The sequence below is a fragment of the Caulobacter sp. GW821-FHT09H08 genome (assembly GCF_059415885.1).
Genome location: NZ_JBWKOC010000002.1, coordinates 235,609 through 257,942 on the forward strand (window position 1 = coordinate 235,609; position 22,334 = coordinate 257,942).

21 protein-coding genes and 2 tRNA genes are annotated in these 22,334 nt (G+C 67.2%); 16 read left to right on the forward strand and 7 right to left on the reverse strand.

The features are described from left to right. Positions 1-221 precede the first annotated feature (221 nt). Complete coding sequence (locus AC07NN_RS06340; RefSeq protein ID WP_494638629.1) at positions 222-545, forward strand: hypothetical protein; 324 nt, start codon at positions 222-224, stop codon at positions 543-545. A gap of 3 nt (positions 546-548) precedes the next feature. On the opposite strand, the gene AC07NN_RS06345 is transcribed toward AC07NN_RS06340, so the two are convergent. Next, positions 549-770 (reverse strand): DUF1289 domain-containing protein, encoded by a 222-nt coding sequence (locus AC07NN_RS06345; protein ID WP_494638631.1) that lies wholly within the window; start codon positions 768-770, stop codon positions 549-551. 83 nt (positions 771-853) lie between these two features. Between AC07NN_RS06345 and AC07NN_RS06350 the strand changes: the two genes are divergently transcribed. From AC07NN_RS06350 to AC07NN_RS06370, 5 genes are all read left to right on the forward strand, one after another. Then, entirely contained in the window at positions 854-1,222 is a 369-nt protein-coding gene (locus tag AC07NN_RS06350; protein WP_494638633.1) for a hypothetical protein, read from the forward strand. 65 nt (positions 1,223-1,287) lie between these two features. Beyond that, a complete protein-coding gene (locus tag AC07NN_RS06355; protein ID WP_494638635.1) occupies positions 1,288-2,169 on the forward strand; it encodes a nicotinate-nucleotide--dimethylbenzimidazole phosphoribosyltransferase in 882 nt (293 codons plus the stop codon). 163 nt (positions 2,170-2,332) lie between these two features. Then, positions 2,333-3,547, forward strand: coding sequence for an acyl-CoA dehydrogenase family protein (locus AC07NN_RS06360; protein WP_494638637.1), 1,215 nt, complete (start codon positions 2,333-2,335; stop codon positions 3,545-3,547). A 103-nt stretch (positions 3,548-3,650) separates the two neighbouring features. After that, positions 3,651-4,790 (forward strand): acyl-CoA dehydrogenase family protein, encoded by a 1,140-nt coding sequence (locus AC07NN_RS06365; protein WP_494638639.1) that lies wholly within the window; start codon positions 3,651-3,653, stop codon positions 4,788-4,790. A 383-nt stretch (positions 4,791-5,173) separates the two neighbouring features. After that, on the forward strand, positions 5,174-5,296 hold the full coding sequence (locus AC07NN_RS06370) for a hypothetical protein (protein WP_494638641.1): 123 nt from the start codon (positions 5,174-5,176) through the stop codon (positions 5,294-5,296). Positions 5,297-5,381: 85 nt separating this feature from the next. Here AC07NN_RS06370 and AC07NN_RS06375 read toward each other — a convergent pair whose 3' ends face one another. Continuing rightward, positions 5,382-5,708 carry a DUF8200 family protein gene (locus AC07NN_RS06375; protein ID WP_494638643.1) on the reverse strand — a complete coding sequence of 109 codons (327 nt, stop codon included), beginning with the start codon at positions 5,706-5,708 and terminating at the stop codon, positions 5,382-5,384. A gap of 105 nt (positions 5,709-5,813) precedes the next feature. Further along, positions 5,814-6,422, reverse strand: coding sequence for an LOG family protein (locus tag AC07NN_RS06380; protein WP_494638645.1), 609 nt, complete (start codon positions 6,420-6,422; stop codon positions 5,814-5,816). Positions 6,423-6,493: 71 nt separating this feature from the next. Between AC07NN_RS06380 and AC07NN_RS06385 the strand changes: the two genes are divergently transcribed. The 3 genes from AC07NN_RS06385 to AC07NN_RS06395 all read left to right on the forward strand — a co-directional run bounded on the left by AC07NN_RS06385 (position 6,494) and on the right by AC07NN_RS06395 (position 9,671). Next, positions 6,494-7,300 (forward strand): hypothetical protein, encoded by an 807-nt coding sequence (locus tag AC07NN_RS06385; protein WP_494638647.1) that lies wholly within the window; start codon positions 6,494-6,496, stop codon positions 7,298-7,300. Beyond that, positions 7,231-9,159 carry an ABCB family ABC transporter ATP-binding protein/permease gene (locus AC07NN_RS06390; protein ID WP_494640025.1) on the forward strand — a complete coding sequence of 643 codons (1,929 nt, stop codon included), beginning with the start codon at positions 7,231-7,233 and terminating at the stop codon, positions 9,157-9,159. The genes AC07NN_RS06385 and AC07NN_RS06390 overlap by 70 nt, the downstream gene beginning before the upstream one ends. A gap of 74 nt (positions 9,160-9,233) precedes the next feature. After that, positions 9,234-9,671, forward strand: coding sequence for a VOC family protein (locus AC07NN_RS06395; RefSeq protein ID WP_494638650.1), 438 nt, complete (start codon positions 9,234-9,236; stop codon positions 9,669-9,671). Between the two features lie 7 nt (positions 9,672-9,678). On the opposite strand, the gene AC07NN_RS06400 is transcribed toward AC07NN_RS06395, so the two are convergent. Beyond that, complete coding sequence (locus tag AC07NN_RS06400) at positions 9,679-10,080, reverse strand: hypothetical protein (RefSeq protein ID WP_494638652.1); 402 nt, start codon at positions 10,078-10,080, stop codon at positions 9,679-9,681. 175 nt (positions 10,081-10,255) lie between these two features. Here AC07NN_RS06400 and AC07NN_RS06405 point away from each other — a divergent pair, with 175 nt between their 5' ends. The 3 genes from AC07NN_RS06405 (at position 10,256) to AC07NN_RS06415 (ending at position 11,519) form a co-directional block, all read left to right on the forward strand. Next, positions 10,256-10,960: a glutathione S-transferase N-terminal domain-containing protein gene (locus AC07NN_RS06405; protein WP_494638654.1), complete on the forward strand. Its 705-nt coding sequence runs from the start codon at positions 10,256-10,258 to the stop codon at positions 10,958-10,960. A gap of 206 nt (positions 10,961-11,166) precedes the next feature. Further along, positions 11,167-11,241 (forward strand) — tRNA-Asn (locus tag AC07NN_RS06410). A 203-nt stretch (positions 11,242-11,444) separates the two neighbouring features. Continuing rightward, positions 11,445-11,519, forward strand: a tRNA-Asn gene (locus AC07NN_RS06415). 33 nt (positions 11,520-11,552) lie between these two features. Here AC07NN_RS06415 and AC07NN_RS06420 read toward each other — a convergent pair. Next, positions 11,553-13,715 carry an amylo-alpha-1,6-glucosidase gene (locus tag AC07NN_RS06420; RefSeq protein WP_494638656.1) on the reverse strand — a complete coding sequence of 721 codons (2,163 nt, stop codon included), beginning with the start codon at positions 13,713-13,715 and terminating at the stop codon, positions 11,553-11,555. A 17-nt stretch (positions 13,716-13,732) separates the two neighbouring features. Further along, positions 13,733-14,806: a glycosyltransferase family 4 protein gene (locus AC07NN_RS06425; protein WP_494638658.1), complete on the reverse strand. Its 1,074-nt coding sequence runs from the start codon at positions 14,804-14,806 to the stop codon at positions 13,733-13,735. 252 nt (positions 14,807-15,058) lie between these two features. On the opposite strand from AC07NN_RS06425, the gene AC07NN_RS06430 reads away from it, so the two are divergent. From AC07NN_RS06430 to AC07NN_RS06445, 4 genes are all read left to right on the forward strand, one after another. After that, on the forward strand, positions 15,059-15,631 hold the full coding sequence (locus AC07NN_RS06430; protein ID WP_494638660.1) for a protein-L-isoaspartate O-methyltransferase family protein: 573 nt from the start codon (positions 15,059-15,061) through the stop codon (positions 15,629-15,631). A gap of 126 nt (positions 15,632-15,757) precedes the next feature. Next, positions 15,758-17,209, forward strand: a complete 1,452-nt coding sequence (locus AC07NN_RS06435) for a TolC family outer membrane protein (protein WP_494640027.1) — start codon at positions 15,758-15,760, stop codon at positions 17,207-17,209. A 128-nt stretch (positions 17,210-17,337) separates the two neighbouring features. Further along, complete coding sequence (gene popZ / locus AC07NN_RS06440; protein ID WP_494638662.1) at positions 17,338-17,865, forward strand: pole-organizing protein PopZ; 528 nt, start codon at positions 17,338-17,340, stop codon at positions 17,863-17,865. A gap of 126 nt (positions 17,866-17,991) precedes the next feature. Continuing rightward, on the forward strand, positions 17,992-20,712 hold the full coding sequence (locus AC07NN_RS06445; protein WP_494638664.1) for a valine--tRNA ligase: 2,721 nt from the start codon (positions 17,992-17,994) through the stop codon (positions 20,710-20,712). 151 nt (positions 20,713-20,863) lie between these two features. Here the strand turns inward: AC07NN_RS06445 and AC07NN_RS06450 are convergent, their stop codons facing one another. After that, a complete protein-coding gene (locus tag AC07NN_RS06450) occupies positions 20,864-22,099 on the reverse strand; it encodes a serine hydrolase domain-containing protein (RefSeq protein WP_494638666.1) in 1,236 nt (411 codons plus the stop codon). Positions 22,100-22,334: the final 235 nt, after the last annotated feature.

A 22,334-nucleotide genomic window follows, 5' to 3' on the forward strand; every position in this document is an offset into this window, starting at 1 on the left:
GCGTTTTCAAGGCGTGAATCGGGCGATCGATTTTCACACCATGGTTACCAATATCATAACAAGTATCTGCGTGTACTGAACGGTGTTCATATTACATCGATTTAATGTCGAGTATTACATTCGCGTAATGCTTTTCATGTCTTGGAATTAACTTCGGAAATCTTCGCCTCGGCGTTATCTCTGCGGCCAACAATAAAGTGGCTTATCGAGGGAATATCGCCATGAAAGCGCTGATCATCGCTACCGTCGCCGTTGCGTCGTTCGCTGGGGTCGCCAATGCCGGCGTGTCCAACTTCCAGTATCTTGAAGCCGCGCGATGCCGCGGTCTGGCCAGCTCGGAAAGCCTGGGCAAGCTGGACACCGCCGCGATCGACGAATTCCTCCGCAATGAAGGCTCGACCCGCACCCTGGCGGTGAAGACCTCGGCCCAGAACAAGATGGCCGACGCCGTGAAGGCCGCGGCCGGCGCCGACGGCGAGAAGAAGGCGAAGCTGCTGGCGGAACGCGAAGCCAGCTGCGCCACCTATCTTGGCGGCGCCAAGTAGACCCTAGCCGCGCCCGGCGGCCGCTATCAGGGCGATCATCGGGTCGGGACGATCGGGGAGGGCGGCCATGATGGCTTCCCGCTCCGCATCGCTCAGTCGGGCCCAGCCGGCGATCTCCGGCAGGGTCCGCCGGCAACCCAGGCAGTAACCCGTCGCGCCATCGACCGCGCAGACCTTCACGCAAGGCGTGGCGATCGGGCGGGGCGGTTTGGTTTCGGAAGTCATCGTTTCAAGCATCTCCGTTCCGCCGTCGGCGCGCAAGCGTCGGGGGAATGAGCGGTCGCGCCTTGAAGATCAGGAGAGATCCCATGCGCAAATTCGTCCTTTCGACCCTCGCCGTCGGCGTTCTGGCCTCGGCCGCCGCCCCGGCGCTCGCGGCCGGCGCCAGCGATCGCTGGACCGACGGCCAGTACCTGCAGGCCAATCGTTGCCTGGCCCTGGCCCAATCGGCCTCGCTGGGCGAAGCGCCCGCCGGCGACCTCGCGGCCCAAATCAAGTCGCAGGCCTTCGGCCGAGGCAGCAACGTCACCGACCGCGGTGACACGCTGAAGGCCGAGGCCGCTCGGCAGAGCAAGACCAAGGACGACGAGCGCAAGGCGAAGCTGATCGCCGAGCGCGATGGCGTCTGCCAGAGCTTCTTCGGCACGTCGCTCGCCAAGTCGGGCCTGTCGTCCTAAGTCGTTCTGGATCTTAAGTCGTTCTGGGGTTGCTTTGGGCGCGGAGCGGTTTAAGTCCGCGCCCCATGACCGCTTCCCCGTTCGCCGACATCCGCCAGCTCGCCGTCTCGCCGCCCGCGCCGGGGCCTTCCCCGACGCTGGAGCAGGGCGGCCGGCTGGCCGAGATCTCCGCCTGGCTGACAGCCTGGAGCGGCAAGAGTCCGCCCGTCGTGAACCGGCCGGTGGTGGCCCTCTATGCGGGCGCGCGCCAGGGCGTGGGGCCGAGGGGCTATGCCCGTGACCGCCTGGAGGCCATCGCCTCGGGCGGCGCGACCGTCTCGCGCATCGCTGGCGTGCAGGGCGCGGGCCTGGAAGCCTTCGACCTCGCCATCGACCGTCCGTCGCCAGACGCCGTCGACAAGCCGTCGATGAGCGAGAAGGAGGCGGCCGCCACCATCGCCTTCGGCATGGAGGCCCTGGCCAAGCAGCCGGATCTGCTGATCGCCGGCGTCATCGCCGCCGAGCCTGCCCGCACGGCCGCCGCCGTGTGCCTGGCGCTGTTCGGTGGCGAGGCCTCGGATTGGTCGGACGATCCGGAACCGGTCGCCGCCGCCGTCGCGCGCGGCAAGGCCGAGGACATGGGCGACGATCCCCTGGAACTCCTGCGCCAGCTGGGCGGCCGCGAAACCGCCGCCGTCGTCGGCGCGATCCTGGCCGCGCGCGTCCAGAAGATCCCCGTCCTCCTGGACGGCTACGCCGCCTGCGCCGCCGCCGCCATCGTCCGGGCCGTCGAGCCCGGCGCGATCGACCACTGCCTGGCGGCCCATGTCAGCCCCGCCAAGGGCCACGCCCGCCTGCTCGAAATCCTCGACAAGCGGCCGCTTCTGGCGCTCGATACGCTGGACGAGGAAGGGGTCGGCGGCGCCTCGGCCCTGGCCCTCGTCAAGCTGGCCTGTGAAGTCCGCTGACGCGTCTTATCCGACCGTTTTTCGTGGCGTAGGTGAACGCGGATAACTTTCACTTCCGTTGACGCTAACGTCATCTTTCCAAACGTTCGTTCGACATCTATCGTGGCGCCCGAAACGCATTGTACGGCTCCCTCAAGAGGGGCCGGCTGAACGGGAGCTCGCCATGAATCTCGACTTCTCGCCCGAGGACCTCGCCTTCCGCGACGAGGTCCGCGCCTTCATCGCCGAGAACTATCCGGCGGGCCTGCGGGAGAAGCAGGAGGAGGGCGAGGAGATGGCCAAGGAGGACTTCCTCTCCTGGCACCGCACCCTCGCCAAGAAGGGCTGGGTCGCTCCGGCCTGGCCGGAAAAGTTCGGCGGTCCGGGCTGGACCTCGGTGCAGCGCTACATCTGGTCGGAAGAGACCGCTCGCGCCGACTGCGTGCCGATCCTGCCGTTCGGCATCAACATGGTCGGCCCGGTGATCTACACGTTCGGCACGCCGGAGCAAAAGGAACGCTTCCTGCCGCCGACGCTGTCGGGCGACATCTGGTGGTCGCAGGGTTACAGCGAGCCGGGCGCCGGTTCGGACCTGGCCAGTCTGAAGACCAAGGCCGAGCGCTTCACCGGCGACGACGGCAAGGAATACTACCTGGTCAACGGCCAGAAGACCTGGACCACCCTGGCCCAGCACGGCGACTGGATCTTCTGCCTGGTCCGCACCGACCCGACCGCCAAGATCCAGGAAGGCATCTCGTTTCTGCTGATCGACATGAAATCGCCGGGCGTGACCGTGCGTCCGATCATCACCCTGGGCGGCGAGCACGAGGTCAACGAGGTCTGGCTCGAGAACGTCAAGGTGCCGGTCGAGAACCGCATCTTCGACGAGAACAAGGGCTGGACCTGCGCCAAGTTCCTGCTGGCCCACGAGCGTAGCGGCATCGCCGGCGTGGCGCGCTCCAAGCGCGGCATCGAGCGTATCCGCCAGATTGCTTCGGCCGAGCTGTCGGACGACGGCGACGCGCTGATCAAGGATCCGATGTTCAAGCGCAAGATCGCCGAGCTGGAGATCGACCTGACGGCGCTGGAATATACCGAGTTGCGCACCCTGGCCGGCGAAGCGGCCGGTCGCGGCCCCGGTCCGGAGTCCAGCGTCCTGAAGATCAAGGGCACCGAGATCCAGCAGCGGATCACCGAGCTCGTCCTGGAAGCGGCCGGCCACTACGGCGCGCCGTACTTCCGCGGCTTCCCGAAGGACGGCGACAACGCCCATCCGATCGGCCCCGACTTCGCCCATCGCGCCGCGCCGACCTATTTCAATGTCCGCAAGACGTCGATCTACGGCGGCTCCAACGAGATCCAGCGCAACATCATCGCCAAGATGGTGCTGGGGCTCTAGCGCTCGCGACCCAACCGGGCCGCCGAGCGGCCCGGACTTCGCTCTCTCATGATTTCAACGACCCGGCGTGAAGGCCGGGCGATAGAAGAACGGAAACCCAGGGATGGATTTCAACTTCACCGAAGAGCAGTCGATGGTCCGCGACACGGTCGCGAGCTTCCTGCAGGACAAGTACGACTTCGAGACCCGCCGCAAGATCGTCAGCTCTGACGCCGGCTGGCGCGCCGACTACTGGAAAGCTTTCGCCGAGGAGCTGGGCATCCTGGGCGCTTCGTTCAGCGAGGAACTGGGCGGCCTGGGCGGCGGCGCGATCGACAACATGATCATCATGGAGGAGTTCGGTAAGGCGCTCGTGATCGAGCCCTATCTGGGCACCGTCGTCATCGGCGGCGGCTTCATGAAGCATTCGGGCTATGCCGGCGCGGCCTCGGTGATCGAGGGCATTGTCGGCGGGACCACGACCGTGGCCTTCGCCTACGCCGAGCCGCAGGCCCGCTACACCTGGCAGGACCTGAAGACGACGGCCAAGAAGGACGGTTCCGGCTGGGTCCTGAACGGCCACAAGGCCGTGGTCGTCGGCGCGCCGTTCGCCTCGCACCTGATCGTCACCGCCCGCACCGGCGGCGCCCAGCGCGACGCCGGCGGCGTCGGCGTGTTCCTGATCGACAAGACCCTGCCGGGCGTCGTCACCCGCGACTACCCGACCGTCGACGGCAACCGCGCCTCTGAAATCTATTTCGAGAACGTCTCGGTCCCGGCCGACGCCCTGATCTCGGAAGACGGCCTGGCCCTGGTCAACCAGGTGCTGGACGAGGCCACCGCCGCCGTCGGCGCCGAGGCCGTGGGCGTGCTGCGCAAGCTGCACGAAGGCACCCTGGACTACGCCAAGCAGCGCAAGCAGTTCGGCACCTCGATCGCCAACTTCCAGGTGCTGCAACACCGGATGGTCGACATGTTCATCGAGGTCGAGCAGTCGGTGTCGATGACCTACATGGCCACGATCAAGGTCGACGACAGCGCCGCCGAGCGCGCCAAGGCCGTCTCGGCCATGAAGGTCCGCATCGGTCGCGCCTGCAAGTTCGTGGGCCAGAACGCCATCCAGATCCATGGCGGCATGGGCATGACCGACGAGCTGGCCATCGGCCACTACTTCAAGCGCGCCAGCCTGATCGAGGGCCTGTTTGGCTCGGTCGATCACCATCTGAAGCGCTACGAGTCGCTGTCGTTCGACGCTGCGGCCTAAACCGCCTACGGACCAACGGACCCGAACCTGACAAGCCGCCTGCGTCACGCCGACGCGGGCGGCTTTTTCGTGCGTGGTCGCTGGAAATCGGCGTCTCGGATAGAGAGGGGCGTTTTTCGCCAATCCCAAAGGGCGCAAGGCCTTGCACCGCCTCGAATGACTCGAAATTCGCAATGTGTACGGACTAAATAATCGCGTGAAATCAGCGAGCTGAGCGCGGATCGTCCGCACGCTGATATAGTCCCTATACGGATTAATTTTACTTGCGCGACCTGGCGATGGACGCATGCTTGGCCATGACGCGCTGACGACTAGGAGGGTGGAAGCCCCTGTAAGCCGCGCGCGTCTCCTGGTCCTAACGGCTTATCTGGGAGACGCCGCCAATGAACGTATCGAAGATGAACCACGCCATGTTCTCGTTCGCCCTGATGGGCGGCATGCTGGTGGGGGCGCGGTCGAGCACGAAGTCGACCCCCTGGTTGTCCAAGCTGCTTGGGCGCAAGTAGCCCTCGAAGGGTCCCACACCCCGAAAGAAAGAGGCCTCCGCCGGTTCGCCGGCGGAGGCCTTTATTTTTGCCGAGATCGAGGGGCTTAGCCCTTGGGCTTGGCGGCCGTGTTGCACTCGGTGATCGCCGCATCTTCCAGCGGTTCGCCGCGGTAGTTGAAGGCGGTCAGTTCGCCCAGCTGGCCGGCCAGCTTGCGGCAGGCGCGCGCCACGGGCAGAGCCCGGACCTTGGTGGCGGTGCAGACGTCGGCCTTGCAGCGCCAGACCGAGCCGTCCTGGATGAAGTGGTCCGTCGAGACGGGGGTCTTCAGCTTCAGCCAGGCGCCTTCGGTGTCGGCGGCGGAGGCGGGGCCGGCCAGCAGGCCAGCCATCAGGGCGCAGGCCGTCAGGCCCGCGAAAGTAGCGGTACGCATTTCCTTGGTCTCCTATCCCCGCGCTGGATGGGAGATCCAGCGCATGAGCGCGCGCGGCCTTGCATGCCGAGCGAGCTCACGCGGATAGTGCGTCTTTTTTGAAAACTAAGTCAATGGCCGAAGCGTGGCCGGCGCGCCGGCCTGGTAGATTTCTTCGTCCCAGGCGAGCAGGGCCGGGGTGACGTCCTCGGCCCGTTCGACCGCGCGCCAGGCGTCGGCCAAGGTGGGCGGGGTCAGGCGCGCGTCGATCGTGTGGTGGATCAGCGCGAAGAACGGGTCCCAGAAGCCGCCGGGGTTATGGAACACAATCGGCTTCTGGTGAAGATCTAAACGGCGCCAAGATAGAAGTTCGACGATCTCTTCCAAGGTGCCGATTCCGCCGGGCAGCACGACGAAGGCGTCGGCGCGCTCGAACATCATCATTTTCCGCTCGTGCATGTTGTCGACGACGACGGTCTCGACGTCGTCGAACGGCTGCTCGCGGCCGCGAAGGAAGGTCGGGATGATTCCCAGCACCGCGCCCCCGCCGGAATGGGCTCCGCGCGCCGTGGCGCCCATCAGGCCGACACCGCCGCCGCCGTAGATCAGCTTCAGCCCGGCCTGGGCGAAGCTCTCTCCGATCCGATAAGCGTCCGTGATGTAGGTGGGCTCGGCGTCGTTGGACGATCCGCAATAGACGCAGACGGATCCCAGGCGGCTAGACACGTCGGGCATCGTCGTCCACTCCAAACAAGACGAAGGCGCGCGGGCTCGCGCGCCTTCGATCTATCCCTATCTGAGGCCGCATGATCAGGATTCGTTTCCGGGCTTTCAAGTCGTCGATGCTCGCGACCGGTTTTGCCGCCGGTCTGCTGACGGCTTGCGGGCCCAGCACGCCGGGTGCGCCAGCGGCGGCCGACAGGGCGGACAGCGCCGAGGCTGGCTATGTCGGTCCGCCGACCTTGGAGAGCGGCCAGCGCGTCGGGAACGGCGTCGCCTTGTCCGGCCAGGGCGTGGCCAATGCCGACGTACGGCTGGGCTCGCCCACCGGCGAGGTGGTGATGGGCAAGACCGACGCCCAGGGCAAATGGGGTCTGACTGTCCCGAACGAGCCCGGCGTCCGACTGTTCGGCCTCTCGACGACCCACGAAGGTCGAACCGTCCAGGCGGAAGGCTATGTGATGATCGCCGAGGGCGGGGAAGTCGCCCTGCTGCGGGCCGGGACCGGCGCTCGCCGGGTGGCGCGGGAATCGTCCTCGCCCCGCATCCTGAGCGTGGATGTCGACCGCGCGGGCGGCGCCGTGGTGTCGGGCGTCGCCACGCCGGGCGCCGGGCTGAACGTGCGTGTCGACCGCATTACGCGCGGCGGCGGCCGCACCGACGACACCGGTCATTTCTACATCGCGCTCACCGATCCGTTGTCGTCCGGCGCTCACGACATCCAGGTGGCGGGCGACGGCGGTGAGAACGCGGTGTCCGTGGTCACGACGCCGCCCGCGCCGCTGGTCTACGGTCCGGTTCGCGCCGAGCGGGTCGCCACCGGCTGGCGGATCGACTGGATGACGCCCGGCGGCGGCATCCAGACCACGCTGCTGATCGGCGCCGCGCGATGAGGGGGATGGGCGGTCCGCCCTCGGCCGGCCGCGACGCGTCGCCCGGCGGCATCGCCAAGGCCGACCAGCCTGTGCGGTTCTGGCGGGCCATGGGCGATCTCTTCCAGCTCGTGCTGCGGTCAAAGGCGCCGGGCTTGCGCTGGCGGGTGACCGTGGCCCTGCTGCTGACCCTGGCCGGCAAGGCCCTGGGCGTGCTGGCCCCGCTGATGCTGGGCAAGGCGGTCAACCAGCTTTCGGCCGGGCAGAGCGCGGCGACGGCCGTCACCTGGGCCTTCGCCGGCTTGGCCATCGGCTGGGCGTTGATCCGCTTCGTCTCAGCCGCGGCGCCCCAGGCGCGCGACACCATCTTCACGCCGGTGGCCCAGGCGGCCCAGAACCGGGCGGCGGTCGAGACCTTCTCCCACGCTCTGTCGCTGTCGATCGATTTCCACCAATCCAAGCGCACTGGCACGCTATCGCGGACGATCGACCGCGGTTCGCGGTCGATGGACTTCCTGCTGCGCAGCCTGGCCTTCAACCTGGCCCCCACGGGCGTCGAACTCGTCATGGCCGCCATCGTCCTGGCCAAGGCCTATGACTGGCGGTTCGCGGCCGTGGCCTTGGCGACCGTGGCCGTCTACGGCTACCTGACCTTCGCCATCTCGGACTGGCGGATCGGCCACCGTCGGGCCTTGAACGAGGCTGACGCCGAGGCGGCGGGCAGGGCGGTCGACGCCCTTCTGAACTACGAGACCGTTAAGTCGTTCGGCGGCGAGGATCGCGCGGTGGCGGGCTACGACCAGGCGCTGGACCGCTACGGCGAGGCCAACATCAAGGCGACTCAGTCGCTGAACCTGCTGAACCTGATCCAGTCGGCCGTGATGAGCCTGGGATTGGGCGGCATGGCCGTGCTGGCGGGCGCGGAGGCCGCGTCCGGCAAGATCGGTCCCGGCGACGTCACCGCCGCGGTCCTCATCCTGATCAACCTTTATGCGCCGCTGAACATCCTGGGCTTTGCCTATCGCGAAATCCGCCAGTCGCTGATCGACATGGAGTCGATGCTGGAGCTGCGCCGCCAGACGGCTGACGTGGCCGACGCGCCGGGCGCTCGGGACCTGCCGCCGTGCCCAGACCAGCGCGGCGGGGCCGTGGCCTTCGAGGCCGTTTGGTTCCGCCACGGCGCGCGCTCGGAGGGCCTGTCGGATGTCTCGCTGACGGTCGCCCCGGGAACGACGGTGGCCATCGTCGGACCCTCGGGAGCGGGCAAGACCACGCTGGTGCGCCTGGCGCTGCGGATGATCGATCCCCAGGCCGGCCGGGTGACCCTGGATGGTCACGACCTGCGCGACCTGAAGCAGGCTTCGCTGCGCCGCGCCGTGGCTCTGGTCCCGCAGGACGTGGCCCTGTTCAACGACACCCTGGCCGCCAATATCGCCTTCGCGCGGCCCGAGGCCTCCGAGGCCGAGGTCTGGGCGGCGGCCGAGGCGGCGGAGCTGGGCGAGTTCATCCGCAACCTACCCGAAGGTATGGGCACCAAGGTCGGCGAGCGCGGTCTGAAGCTCTCCGGCGGCGAGCGTCAGCGGGTCGGCATCGCCCGGGCCCTGCTGGCCGAGCCGCGAGTCCTGATCCTGGACGAGGCCACCAGCGCCCTCGACAGCCGCACCGAAGCGGCGATCCAGGCGACCTTGCGCAAGGCGAGGGCAGGGCGGACGACCCTGGTCGTGGCGCACCGCCTCTCGACCATCGCCGACGCCGACGAGATCGTCGTGCTGCGCCGGGGCAAGATCGTCGAACGCGGACGGCACGAGGTCCTGCTCGACGCCGGCGGCGAGTACGCGGCCCTGTGGCGTCGCCAGACGCGGGAGCGCGAGCCCGTCTAGCGGCCCGATTAGTGGATTGCCGGTCGCGAGCCGGGGTCTATACCCGTCGGGACTTTAGGTGAGGGAGCTTCGTCTTGCGCTATCAGCACAGCATGGTCCGCGTCCGTGATCTGGACGCCTCGCTGCGGTTCTATTGCGAGGGCCTGGGCCTGCGCGAAATGTACCGCATGGAGAACGAGAAGGGCCGCTTCACCCTGGTGTTCCTGGCCGCGCCGGACGATGTCGACCTGGCCAAGGACCGCAAGGGGCCGATGGTCGAGCTGACCTACAACTGGGACGTCGAGGACTACGGCGGCGCGCGCAACTTCGGTCACCTGGCCTATCGCGTCGACGACATCTACGCGACGTGCCAGCGCCTGATGGACATGGGCGTGACGATCAACCGTCCGCCGCGCGACGGCCACATGGCCTTCGTCCGCTCGCCCGACGACATCTCGATCGAGCTGCTGCAGGAAGGCGATCTGCCCCCCGCCGAGCCGTGGGCCTCGATGCCGAACGTCGGGGCCTGGTAGGCGCCGTCTAGGCGGCGGGAGGGCGCGGCTTGGCCAGCTCTTCCAGCCGTCGGCGCGGGGCGTCGGCGATGCCGACCCACAGGATGCGCGCGAGTTCCAGCCGGTAGGCGGTGGTGTAGCCGGTGATGAACATGGCGCTCCGGCCTTCGTCCATGGCGCGGACCATGTCCTTGCGGGCCAGGATGCACTTGCGATCAACCGGCGCCTCGGTGTCGGAAACCGCGACCCGCTTGTCGACCTGGAGCGCGGCCTGGACGGCCAGACTCACCAGGGCAGGCAACTGGCTGATGTCGCCACGGGTCTTGGCGCGGACCTCGGACTTGGTCTTGTCGATGGGGGCAAGCTCGAAATCGAGCACGCCCATCACCCGTTCCAGGGTTGTCGGCCAATGGTCGTCGGCGGTCGTCATGGTGAAGTCTTAGCCCCCCCGGGCGTCTTGTCATCCTTCGGATAGCGATGTTCGCGCGCCGGTCAAACGCCGTGGCGTTGTATTCGTCGTTTTGAGGGGGATGACGCCCTGGAAAACCACCGGTCGGCTCTCCAAATGCGGTCCAGTCTAGACCGCTCCAGAACAAGGTTCCCGTATGTCGGATCTGTCCGCTTTCCCGATCACCCAACGCTGGCCGGCCAAGGATCCCGACAAGATCCAGCTCTATTCGCTGCCGACGCCCAACGGGGTGAAGGTCTCGATCATGCTGGAAGAGACCGGCCTGCCATACGAGCCGCACACGATCGACATCGGCAAGAACGAGACCTGGGGGCCTGAGTTTCTGTCGTTGAACCCGAACGGCAAGATCCCGGCGATCATCGATCCCAACGGGCCGGGCGGAAAGCCACTGGGCCTGTTCGAGTCCGGCGCGATCCTGGTCTATCTGGCCGAGAAGACCGGCCAGTTCATCCCGGCCGATCCGGCCGCGCGCTACGAGACCCTGCAGTGGGTGTTCTTCCAGATGGCCGCCATCGGTCCGATGTTCGGCCAGGTGGGCTTCTTCCATAAGTTCGCGGGCCGGGAGTACGAGGACAAGCGTCCGCTCCAGCGCTACGCCACCGAGTCCAAGCGCCTGCTGGGCGTGCTGGAAAGCCGCCTGGCCGATCGGACCTGGATCATGGGCGACGACTACACCATCGCCGACATCGCCAGCCTGGGCTGGGTGCGCAACATCGTCGGCTTCTACGAGGCGGGCGAGCTGGTCGACTTCGGCGCGCTGAAGCACGTTCCGCGCTGGCTGGAAGCGGGGCTGGCGCGTCCGGCGGTGCAGCGCGGCCTGACCATTCCCGCGCGGCCGTAGAGCTGCGACCTTTTGGCTGAAGCGTCTGAAATTAAGGTCTGGTTAACCATAAATCACTGATTTTGAGGGTGTCTTCTTTGAAGGCACCCCACCATCACTGACTTTCAACAGCCCGGCCCCAAGCCGGGCTGATTTTTTGAAATTCGGTGCTTGCATCGTTGCGGTGAGGCGTTTATCACCCAGCCTCTTCCTGAGAGGCCACCTGTTCCGCGGTAGCTCAGTGGTAGAGCAGCCGGCTGTTAACCGGCTGGTCGTAGGTTCGAGTCCTACCCGCGGAGCCACTCTCTTGGACTTGCAGTCGCCGCTTCGGCGCGAGCAGGTCCACTGGGTCGAAGACCTGATTTTCCCGAATTTCAACGTCCCAAGCGCAGCCGGCGCAGACCGTCGCATGTCTGCTTTGGGCCAGGAAAAGATTTCCGTCGGCGCCGCTTGCATCGACTCGAGTCGGTCGCTATCACCCGGCTTCTTCTTGAGAGCGACCTGTTCCGCGGTAGCTCAGTGGTAGAGCAGCCGGCTGTTAACCGGCTGGTCGTAGGTTCGAGTCCTACCCGCGGAGCCATCGCCCTCTCGAGGGTTTTCCAGACATCCTTGACTAGTCCCAGGACGGTTTCGACCGGATCGTCAGCGGCACGCCGCCGTCCGCGTGGACCGACACACGATCACCTTGGCGCTCGAAGGTGAGGTCGACGGTTTCGGCGCCGACGCGCAGCTTCTCGACCTTCAGGCGATCGATGCCGATCGGCAGGCGCGGATCCACCAGCTCGATTTCGCCCTTGTTGGCGTCGATGCTGATGCCGAGACAGGCCTGCAGCATCATGAACACCGACCCGGCCGCCCAGGCCTGGGGCAGGCAGGCCACGGGATAGGCCACCGGCGGCTCGCCCGGCGAGCGGGGGAAGCCGCAGAACAGCTCGGGCAGGCGCATGCCCATGCGGCTGGCGGTCTCGAACAGGTCGGCGGTCAGGTTCACCACCCCGTCGCGCTCGCCGTAGCGGGAAAGGCCCATGACGCACAGCGCCGTGTCGTGCGGCCAGACCGAGCCGTTGTGATAGCTGATCGGATTGAACCGCGCCTCGCCGGTGGCCAGCGTCCGCAGACCCCAGCCCGAGTTGAAGTTGGCCGCCAGCAACTGGTCGACGACCTTCTTGGCGCGCTCGGGCGCGGGGAGGCCGCAGAACAGCAGGTGGCCGGGATTGGATGACAGCACCCGGCACAGCTCACCTTGGCCATCGACCGCGATGCCGTAGAAGTTCCGCTCCTCCATCCAGAAGAGCTTTTCGACCTTCTCGCGCAGGGTGTCGGCCTTGCCCCGCCAGATCGTGGCCTGGGCGGTCTCGCCCCGGCGCTCGGCCAGGCGGGCCATGCCGCGATAGGCGGCGAAGGCGTAGCCCTGCACCTCGACCAGGGCGACCGGACCGGACGGATAGCGGCCGTCGGTGTGGAAGACCGAGTCCTCGCTGTCTTTCCAGCCTTGGTTCGACAGGCCGCTGTCCTGGCCTCGGGCGTAGTCGATCAGGCCGTCGCCGTCGCTGTCGCCGTCGTGCTCGATCCAGTGCATGGCCCCTGTGAGCGCCGGCCACAGCTCGTCGATCAGCTTGTCGTCGCCGGTGCGGGCCTGGTAGGCGCCGGCCAGGGCCACGAACAGTGGCGTGGTGTCGACCCCACCGTAGTAGCGGCCGAACGGCACCTCGCCCAAGGCCGGCATCTCGCCCTTGCGGGTCTCGTGCATGATCTTGCCCGGGGCGCTGTCACGGAAGGCCGAGCGTTCCTGGGCCTGGTGGGCGGCGAGGTAGCGCAGCACGCCCTTGGCCAGCGAGGGCTCGAACCACAGGATCTGCCAGGCGGTGATGATCGCGTCGCGCCCGAAGGCGGTCGAGAACCAGGGGATGCCGGCATAGGGGTAGGGGCCGGTCTCCATCTTGGTCGTGAGGAGGGCCAAGTCCGAGCGCGACTTGCCCAGCCATTCGTTGAACAGGCGCCCGGAACTGTTCAGTCGCGCGCCATGCCGGCGGCGAGAACGCATGTCCCATCGCGCCCGGGCCGCGGCGTCGCGGAAGCGCTCGCGGCTGGGGGCGTGGCCGTCGGTGACGCCGATCTCGATATAGAGCTCGGTCTCGCCCTCGGCCTGCAGCGAGAACATGAACTCGGCCTTGTGCGCGCCCAGGCGGAACGGCGCGTGCGAGAACGAGATGAAGGAGGCCCGCTCCACGCCGTCCAAGCCGATATAGCTGTAGGCCACGCGGCGGCCGTCCACGTGCGGCGGGCCCTTGATCCCGCGCTTGGCGCGATGGGTGCCGCGCACCTCGAACATGTCGTGGAAGTCGGCGTCGAACTCGATCGCCATCGGCAGCAGGACGGTGTCGCGGCTATAGTTGACGCACTTGATGCGCTCGTAGAGCCGCTCTTCCCACAGGAAGCGCTTGCGCTCGATGTGCAGCACGCCCGGCGGCCCCATCCGTTCGCCCGGATAGGGCAGGGCCTGGTTGGTGCTGTTGCAGGTGAAGAAGACGTTGTCGTGGGCGACCGCCGCCGAAAGCAGCGACGTCAGGTGGCCGCCCAGTGTCATGCGATAGAACGACAGGATGCGGGTGTCGTTGTGGAACAGCCCGTCGCCCTGGCCGGCGATGTCGCCGAACGCATCGGCGACGATGAAGGTGTCCTTGTCCTTGAGGGCGTAGAGATTCTGCGGCGCACGGACCTCGGCCGTCACGCCGTAGTCGACCGGTGCGTCCAGCGCCGGTGCGAGATTCTCCATGGCCCCTCCTTATTGCGTCATGCGCTTGCCGCGAGATCGACCAAGGACGGGTAGACGGCCACGCCGCCGCACAGCCGCTCGTAGAGCGTGACGTAGCGCCGGGCCATCGCCTCGGACGAGAACCGTTCTTCGAAACGCCGACGGACCCGGTTTCGATCCAGGTCCTTGGCGCGAATGATCGCCTCGGCCGCCTGGTCGTCGTTCTCGACGATGAAGCCGGTCAGGCCGTGATCAATCACCTCGGGCACCGAGCCGCAGGCATAGGCCACGACCGGCGTCCCGCAGGCCATCGCCTCGATCATCACCAGGCCGAAGGGCTCGGGCCAGTCGATCGGGAAGAGCAGGGCCTCGGCGCCGCCCAGGAAGGCCGACTTCTGATGGTCGCCGATCTCGCCGATGAACTCGATCAGCGGTTCGCCCTTCATCATCGGCTCGATGACGTCCTCGAAATAGGTTTGGTCGGCGGGATCGACCTTGGCGGCGATCTTCAGGCGCTTGCCCAGCCGCTTGGCCAGGTTGATGGCGCGATCGGGCCGTTTCTCCGGCGAGATGCGACCCAGAAAGGCCAGATAGCCGTCGCTCTTCTCGGAGAAGGCATAGAGGTCGGCGTTCATGCCGTGATGGACGGTGCCGGCCCAGTTGGCGAAGGGTAGGGGGCGGCGCTGGTCGTCGCTGATCGAGACCAGAGGGAACTGCGGCCAGCGCTTGTAGACGGCGGGCAGGTCCTTCAGATCCAGGCGGCCGTGCAAGGTGGTGATCGTGCGGTTGGCCCGGTCCGCGAAGAACGGGAACTGCACCATGTCGGTGTGGAAGTGGACGATGTCGAATTCGTCGGCCAGAGCCCGGACCTCGGCGATCTGGGCGAGGTGGGCCGCGAGGTCCGACTTCAGGGGCGCGGGGTCGAGGCGGATGGCCTGGTCGCGGGTGGCTATCAACTTGGCCTTGGTCTGGGCGTCGGCGCTGGCGAACAGGGTGACCTCGTGGCCGAGGTCGACGAGGGCGTCGGTCAGATGCGCGACGACGCGCTCCGTGCCGCCGTATAAGCGCGGCGGGACGGCCTCGTAGAGAGGGGTGACCTGAGCGATCTTCATGGGCACGGACCTTGAACTCTGAGGGAACTGGAACGCGGCGCGGGTCCGCTCACCATCAGTACGGTTGCGGTCGATTTGTTCCGCTGATCGCCACCTTGCGGCCGCTTTTGCCGGGCGAGAGTCGACTACCCGGCAGACGCGGTCGCGGGCGCGCGGCTCAAAACGCTGGCGCGCGACGGGGGATCGCATTGCCTTCCCATGAGCGGCGGACCTATAAGCCTGCTCGAAAGTCCAAGTCCTTCGAGGGATTCCATGAGCACCGACTTCGCCGCCGCGCGGCTGAACATGGTCGAGAGCCAGATTCGCACCGCCGACGTCACCGACCTGCCGCTGCAGGACGCCCTGCGAGTGGTGGCGCGCGAGAGCGTCGTTCCGGCCTCGAAGGCCTATCTGGCCTATGCCGACGCCGACGTCGAATACGCGCCCGGCCGCTGGCTGCTGCGTCCGCGCGAAGTGGGCAAGCTGCTCCAGACCCTGAAGCCGCGCGAGGGCGAGAAGGCCCTGGCCATCGCCGCGCCGTACGCGGCGGCCGTGCTGGAGAAGATGGGCCTGGCCGTCACCCGCCTGGAAGGCGACGACCTGACCGCCGTTCCGGCCGGCGCCTATGACGTGATCATCTGCGAAGGCGCCGTCGCCGTCGCCCCGAAGGCCTGGCAGGACGCCCTGGTCGCCGGCGGCCGTCTGGGTGTGGTGGAGCGCACCGGCCCGGTCGGTCGCGCCGCGATCTACCTCCGCGCCGACGATGGCGTGGGCCGTCGCCAGGCCTTCGACGCCTCGCCGCCGGTCCTGGCCGGCTTCGAGGTCGAGACGGGTTTCAGCTTCTAGACCGCAAGCAGGCTTGGCGCTTGCCGCAACGTCTGCGTGAAAAAAGCTTAACTGGCGACGCCTAGCGGACCGACTTACACGCGATCATATTGTGGCAGGCGCGAGCTTCGCGTGATTGGGGATAAGATCTTGATGTCGAACCGTCGACGGGCCGGATTGCTGGCCGCCGCTTGCAGCGTCAGCCTGATGGTCGGGGCGTTTTCCGCCGCCCACGCCGAGACTCTCGCAGACGCGATCGCCCTGGCCTACCAGACCAATCCGACGCTGCAGCAGCAGCGCGCCAGCGCTCGCATCACCGACGAAGGCGTGGTTCAGGCCCGCACGGGCTTCCGCCCGACGGTGAACGGCACGGCCGACATCACGGGCTCGAACACCAATCCGTCCGGCGCGGGGGCGGACATCAAGGTTTCCGGCAGCAGCGCCGGAATTTCGCTGAGCCAGCCGCTCTACACCGGCGGTCGCGCCAGCGCCAATCTGAGCGCGGCTGAAGCCGACGTGCTGTCGGCCCGCGAAGGCCTGCGCTCGGTCGAGCAGAGCGTGCTGGTCAATGTCGTCCAGTCGTATGTCGACGTCCGTCGCGACCAGGAACGCCTGCGCATCGCCAAGGAGAACGTCGCGGTCCTGCAGCGCCAGCTCGACGAGTCCAATGCCCGCTTCGACGTGGGCGAGATCACCCGCACCGATGTCGCCCAGTCGCAGGCGCGCCTCGCCGCCGCCAAGGCCGGCCTGTCGTCCACCCAGGCCCAGCTGGAAGTCAGCCGCGCCGGCTACGCCGCCGTCGTCGGCCAGACGCCGGGCGAACTGGCGCCGGAGCCGACCCTGGCCGGTCTGCTGCCTGCCTCGGTCGACCAGGCCTTCTCGGCCGCCCAGACGACCAACCCGGGCGTGACCTCGGCCAAGTACAACGAAGAGGCCGCCGCTGCCCGTGTCGCCGTGGCCAAGGCCGGCTATCGTCCGACCGTCTCGGCCCGCGCCTCGCTGGGCTATGCTGCGGACCGTCGTTCGGGCGCGGGCAGCCAGTTCGGCGACTACGACCGCAGCCTCTCGGGCGCGATCACCGCCTCGGTGCCGATCTTCACCGGCGGCCTGACGACCTCGCAGGTCCGCGCGGCCAGCGAGCGTGAGAACGCCGCCCGCAGCGCCACCGAGACCGCCAAGCGCTCGGCGGTCCAGCAGGTCTCGAACGCCTGGAGCAACCTCTTGGCCTCGCGCGCCGGTCTCGTCTCGAACGAGGAACAGGTCCGCGCGACCCGCATCGCCTTCGAAGGCGTGCGCCAGGAGCAGCAGGTCGGCCTGCGCACTACGTTGGACGTGCTGAACGCCCAGCTGGAACTGTCGAACGCCGAACTGGCCCTGGTCTCGGCTCGCCGCGACGAATACCTGGCCAGCGCCGTCGTGCTGCAGGCCATGGGCCAGCTGGACGTGAACAAGCTGTCGTCGACCACGACCGCCTACGACCCGAAGGCGTCCTACGACCGCGTGACGCACAGCGTGGGCTGGGTGCCGTGGGAGCCGGCGATCGAGGCGATCGACAAGCTCGGCTCCTCCTCGACCAAGCCGCAAGGCGGTTCGAAGTAGGCATTCGCCGCGTCGATTCCGCTCAGGCAGCAGACTTGCGCTTGCTTAAGCCGCTCAAGTCTGCACCATCGCGGCTAAGCGCGTCCTAGGGCGCGCAAGGATTCGTACCTCTTTCCGACGGCCCGCACATGTCCGATTCTCAAGAACCTACGATGGAGGAAATCCTTGCCTCCATCCGACGCATCATCTCGGAGGATGACGCGCCGGCGGAGCCTGCGGCCGAAGCTGCGCCCGAGCCCGAACCGGAGCCCGAGGCGTTCGAGGACGACATCCTCGAGCTGACCGATCCGATCGCGCCCGAGCCGGAGCCGGAACCCGAGTTCCCGCCGCTGGAAAGCGTGGGCGACATCGACGTCTATTCGCCGGAACCCGCGCCGGAGCCCGTCTATACGCCTCCGCCGGCCGCCCCGGTCTTCGATCGCGACGAAGTGGCCGAGACCCTGGTCGGCGCCACCGCCTCGTCGGCGGCCGCTTCGGCCTTCGGCAGCCTGAGCTCGGCCCTGCTGATGCCCAAGGACGCCCGGACCCTGGAAGACGTCGTACGCGAGCTGCTGCGCCCGCTGCTCAAGGAGTGGCTGGACCAGAACCTGCCGCGCATCGTCGAGACCAAGGTCGAGGAAGAAGTGCAACGGATCGCCCGCGGTCGCGGCGTCTAAGCGCTCCACCTCTTTCGAAAAATCGAGGCGGTCGCTCCGGCGGCCGCCTTTTTTCGTTTCCAACCGTCAGAAAACCAAGGCCCGCCGGTTTCGCGCCGGGGCCGCAGATGGCATATCCGCACCGCCATGCTCGAAAAAACCTTCGATCCCAAATCCGTCGAACCCCGCCTGTACGCCGCCTGGGAGGCCTCCGGGGCCTTCAAGCCCAGCGAGGATCCGAACGCAGAGTCGTTCGTCATCGTGATCCCGCCGCCGAACGTCACGGGTTCGCTGCACATCGGCCACGCGCTGAACAACACGCTGCAGGACGTGCTGACGCGCTTCCACCGCATGCGCGGCAAGGCCGCCCTGTGGCTGCCGGGCACCGACCACGCGGGCATCGCCACCCAGATGGTCGTCGAGCGCCAGCTGGCCGCCGCCGGCAATATCGGCCGTCGCGACATGGGCCGCGAGGCTTTCGTCGACAAGGTCTGGGAATGGAAGGCCGAGAGCGGCGGGGCCATCACCAACCAACTGCGTCGCCTGGGCGCGTCGTGCGACTGGTCGCGTGAGCGCTTCACCCTGGACGAAGGCCTCTCGGCCGCCGTCCGCAAGGTGTTCGTCCAGCTCTACAAGCAGAACCTGCTCTATCGCGACAAGCGCCTGGTCAACTGGGACCCGCAGTTCCAGACCGCCATCTCCGACCTCGAGGTCGAGCAGAAGGAAGTCGACGGCGCCTATTGGCACTTCGCCTATCCGCTGGCCGACGGCGTCACCTACCAGCACCCGATCGCCTTCGATAACGACGGCAAGGCTGTCGAGTTCGAGACCCGCGACTACATCGTTGTCGCGACGACGCGACCGGAGACCATGCTCGGCGACACCGGCGTCGCGGTTCACCCCGACGACGAGCGCTACAAGGGCCTGGTTGGCAAGTTCGTGACCTTGCCGATCGTCGGCCGCCGCATCCCGATCGTCGCCGACGACTACGCCGACCCGACCAAGGGCTCGGGCGCGGTGAAGATCACCCCGGCCCACGACTTCAACGACTTCGGCGTCGGCAAGCGCGCGGGCCTGGAAGCGATCAACATCCTGACGCCGGAAGCCAAGCTGAACGACAGCGTTCCGGCTGACTATGTCGGTCTGGACCGTTTCGTCGCGCGCAAGGCCATCGTCGCCCGCGCCGAGGAAGAGGGCTGGCTGAAGGAGATCGAGAAGACCAAGCATATGGTCCCGCACGGCGATCGTTCGGGCGTGGTCATCGAGCCGTTCCTGACGGACCAGTGGTACGTCGACGCCAAGACCCTGGCCCAGCCGGCCCTGAAGGCCGTCGAGGGCGGCGACACCGTCTTCGAGCCCAAGCACTGGGAGAAGACCTACTTCGAATGGCTGCGCAACATCGAGCCGTGGTGCGTCTCGCGCCAGCTCTGGTGGGGGCATCGCATCCCGGCGTGGTTCGGTCCGGACGGCTCGATCTTCGTCGAGGAGACCGCGGAGGCGGCCTATGCCGCCGCCAAGGCCCAGTTCGGCGCTGACGTCGTCCTGACCCAGGACGAGGACGTTCTGGACACTTGGTTCAGCTCGGCCCTGTGGCCGTTCTCGACCCTGGGCTGGCCGGAAAAGACCGCCGATCTGGCCAAGTTCTACCCGACCAGCACCCTGGTGACGGGCTTCGACATCATCTTCTTCTGGGTGGCCCGGATGATGATGATGGGCATCCACTTCATGGGCGAAGTCCCGTTCAAGCAGGTGTTCATCAACGCCCTCGTCCGTGACGAGAAGGGCGCCAAGATGAGCAAGTCCAAGGGCAACGTGATGGATCCGCTGATCCTGATCGACGAGCTGGGCTGCGACGCGGTGCGCTTCACCATGACGGCGATGTCGGGCCAGGCGCGCGACATCAAGCTGTCGAAGCAGCGCATCGAAGGTTATCGCAACTTCGGCACCAAGCTGTGGAACGCCTCGCGCTTCGCCCAGATGAACGAGTGCGTCCGCGTTGAGGGCTTCGATCCCGCAAGCGTTGCGCAACCGATCAACAAGTGGATCCGCGGCGAAACGGTCAAGACCGTCGCCGAGGTCACCAAGGCCCTGGAAGGCCCGGCGTTCGATGAAGCGGCCAACGCTCTCTATCGCTTCGTCTGGAACGTGTTCTGCGACTGGTACCTGGAGCTGGCCAAGCCGATCCTGAACGGCGATGACGCCGCCGCCAAGGCCGAGACCCGCGCCACCGCCGCCTGGGCGCTGGACGTGATCCTGAAGCTGCTGCACCCGGTGATGCCGTTCATCACCGAGGAGCTGTGGGAGAAGACCGCCGAGTTCGGCCCGGCCCGCGACAGCATGCTGATCTCGGCGCAGTGGCCGCAGCTGCCGGAAAGCTGGATCGACGCCGAAGCCGAGGCCGAGATCGGCTGGCTGGTCGAGACGGTCGGCGAAATCCGCTCGATCCGCGCCGAGATGAACGTGCCGCCGTCGGCCAAGCCGGCGCTCAGCGTCGTCGGCGCCGGCGCGGAGACCAAGGCTCGCCTGGCCCGTCACCGCGACCTGCTGCTGACCCTGGCCCGCCTGGACAGCGTCCGTGAGGCCGAGGCCTCGCCGGCGGGTTCGGTGCCCATCGTGATGGGCGAGGCGACCGGCGCCCTGGCCATCGCCGACTTCATCGACCTGACCGCTGAGAAGGCCCGCCTGACCAAGGAAATCGCCGGTCACGCCGGCGAGATCGAGAAGGTCAACAAGAAGCTCGGCAATCCCGACTTCCTGGCCCGCGCCAAGGAGGAGGTCATCGAGGAAAACCGCGAACGCCTCGCCGACGCCGAAGCGGCGAAGGCCAAGCTCGAGGCGGCGCTGAGCCGACTGGAGTCGGTGGGCTAACCTAACCCTGCCTTCCTCGCCCTTGTGGCGAGGGCCCAGGCTTCGGCTAGGCATCTGAAATGCAGAAGGGGCGCGTTCGTCGTGGGCGCGCCCCTTTTTCCGATCTGAGTAGCTGAACGCTGGGTCCCAGGCACAAGGCCTGGGAAGGCAATCAGTGAGAGCCGTAGACCGCGTCGCGCAGCTGCTGGGTCACCGGGCCGTTCATGCCCTCGAAGGCCGTGTTGGACATCAGGACGACCGTGAGGCCGCTCTTCCTGTCGACGAACCAGTTGTGGCCGTAGACGCCGCCCCAGGCCAGCGTACCGGCTGCCTGCGGGGTCTTGGCGACCGCCGGATCGTCCAGCACCGCCCAGCCATAGCCGAAGCCCCAGCCGGGTCCTTGCGTGGCCGCTTGCTGACCGACTTGGTCCTTGGTCATCTCGGCGACCGTGGCGACGTTCAGGATCGGCGCGCCGCCCTTGCGGATGGTCTCCAGGAACGCGAGCACGTCGCCGGCCGTGCCGACCATGCCGGCGCCGCCCGACGGAAACTCGTCCGGCCTGGTCGCGCGGCTGGGGGCGAAGTGGACCGAGCCTACCCATAGCGGGACATCCTGGTTGTCGGCGATCCTCACCGGCGCGGGTTGGGCGTTGGCGTAGGGCGTGGCCAGGCGGGCAGGGGTCTTGGCCAGGAAGCCGGTGTCGTTGAGGCCGAGGGGCAAGGTCACGGTCTCGGCCACGACCTCGGGCAGGGGCTTGCCGGCGGCCTTCTCGATCACGTCGCCCAGGACGTCGATGGCGACCGAATAGCGCCACTGCGATCCTGGCTGGAACGCCAGCGGCGCCTGACCGATGCGGCGGACGTTCTCGTCCAGGCTGACGCCGGAGAGGTCGATGCCGTCCGAGACCTTGAGCGCGTGGTACGGGTGTGAGGGCCCTTCGGCGAGGCCGTAGGTCAGACCAGCGGTGTGGCTCAGCAACTGGCGGATCGTGATGACCGGCGTCGTCCCGTCGACCAGCTTCGGCTTGAAGACCGGCAGGTAGGCGGTGACGGGATCGTCCAGCTTGATCTTGCCCTGCTCGACCAGTCGCATCAGGGCGGCGCTGACGAACGGCTTGGTCACCGACGAGAAGCGGAAGACGGCGTCTTCGGTCATCGGCCTTGCGGCTTCGCGATCGGCGAGGCCGGCAGCGCGGTGGTAGACGAGCTTGCCGTCGCGGGCGACCAGCACGACCACGCCGACCAGCCGCTGCTCGGCGATGGCGGCGTCCAGCACCTTGTCGATCCGGATGGCGAGGGCGCTGTCCGGCGCGGCGGCGATCACCGGGCGCTGAGGCGCGGCAAGGGCCTCGGGAACCGCCACGGACAGGCTGGCGACGGCCAGCAGACTGGTGATCAGGACGCGCATCAGGACTCTTCCCTCGAACCGGCGATCCCACGCCTTGGCAGGGGATGTGAGGTTTCGGGGCGTCCGTGCAAGGCGCAAAACGCGGAAAAGTGGCGGTGGCGACAGCTTCCCGTGACGTTGGGTTATCCGCCAATTCAATCTGCTAACTTATCAATGTTCTCTTTGGATCAAACGGACGTTTGCATCCGCCTTTCGGCTGTGCTTTTTGGTCGTCGAACGCGCTCGCTCAAACAAG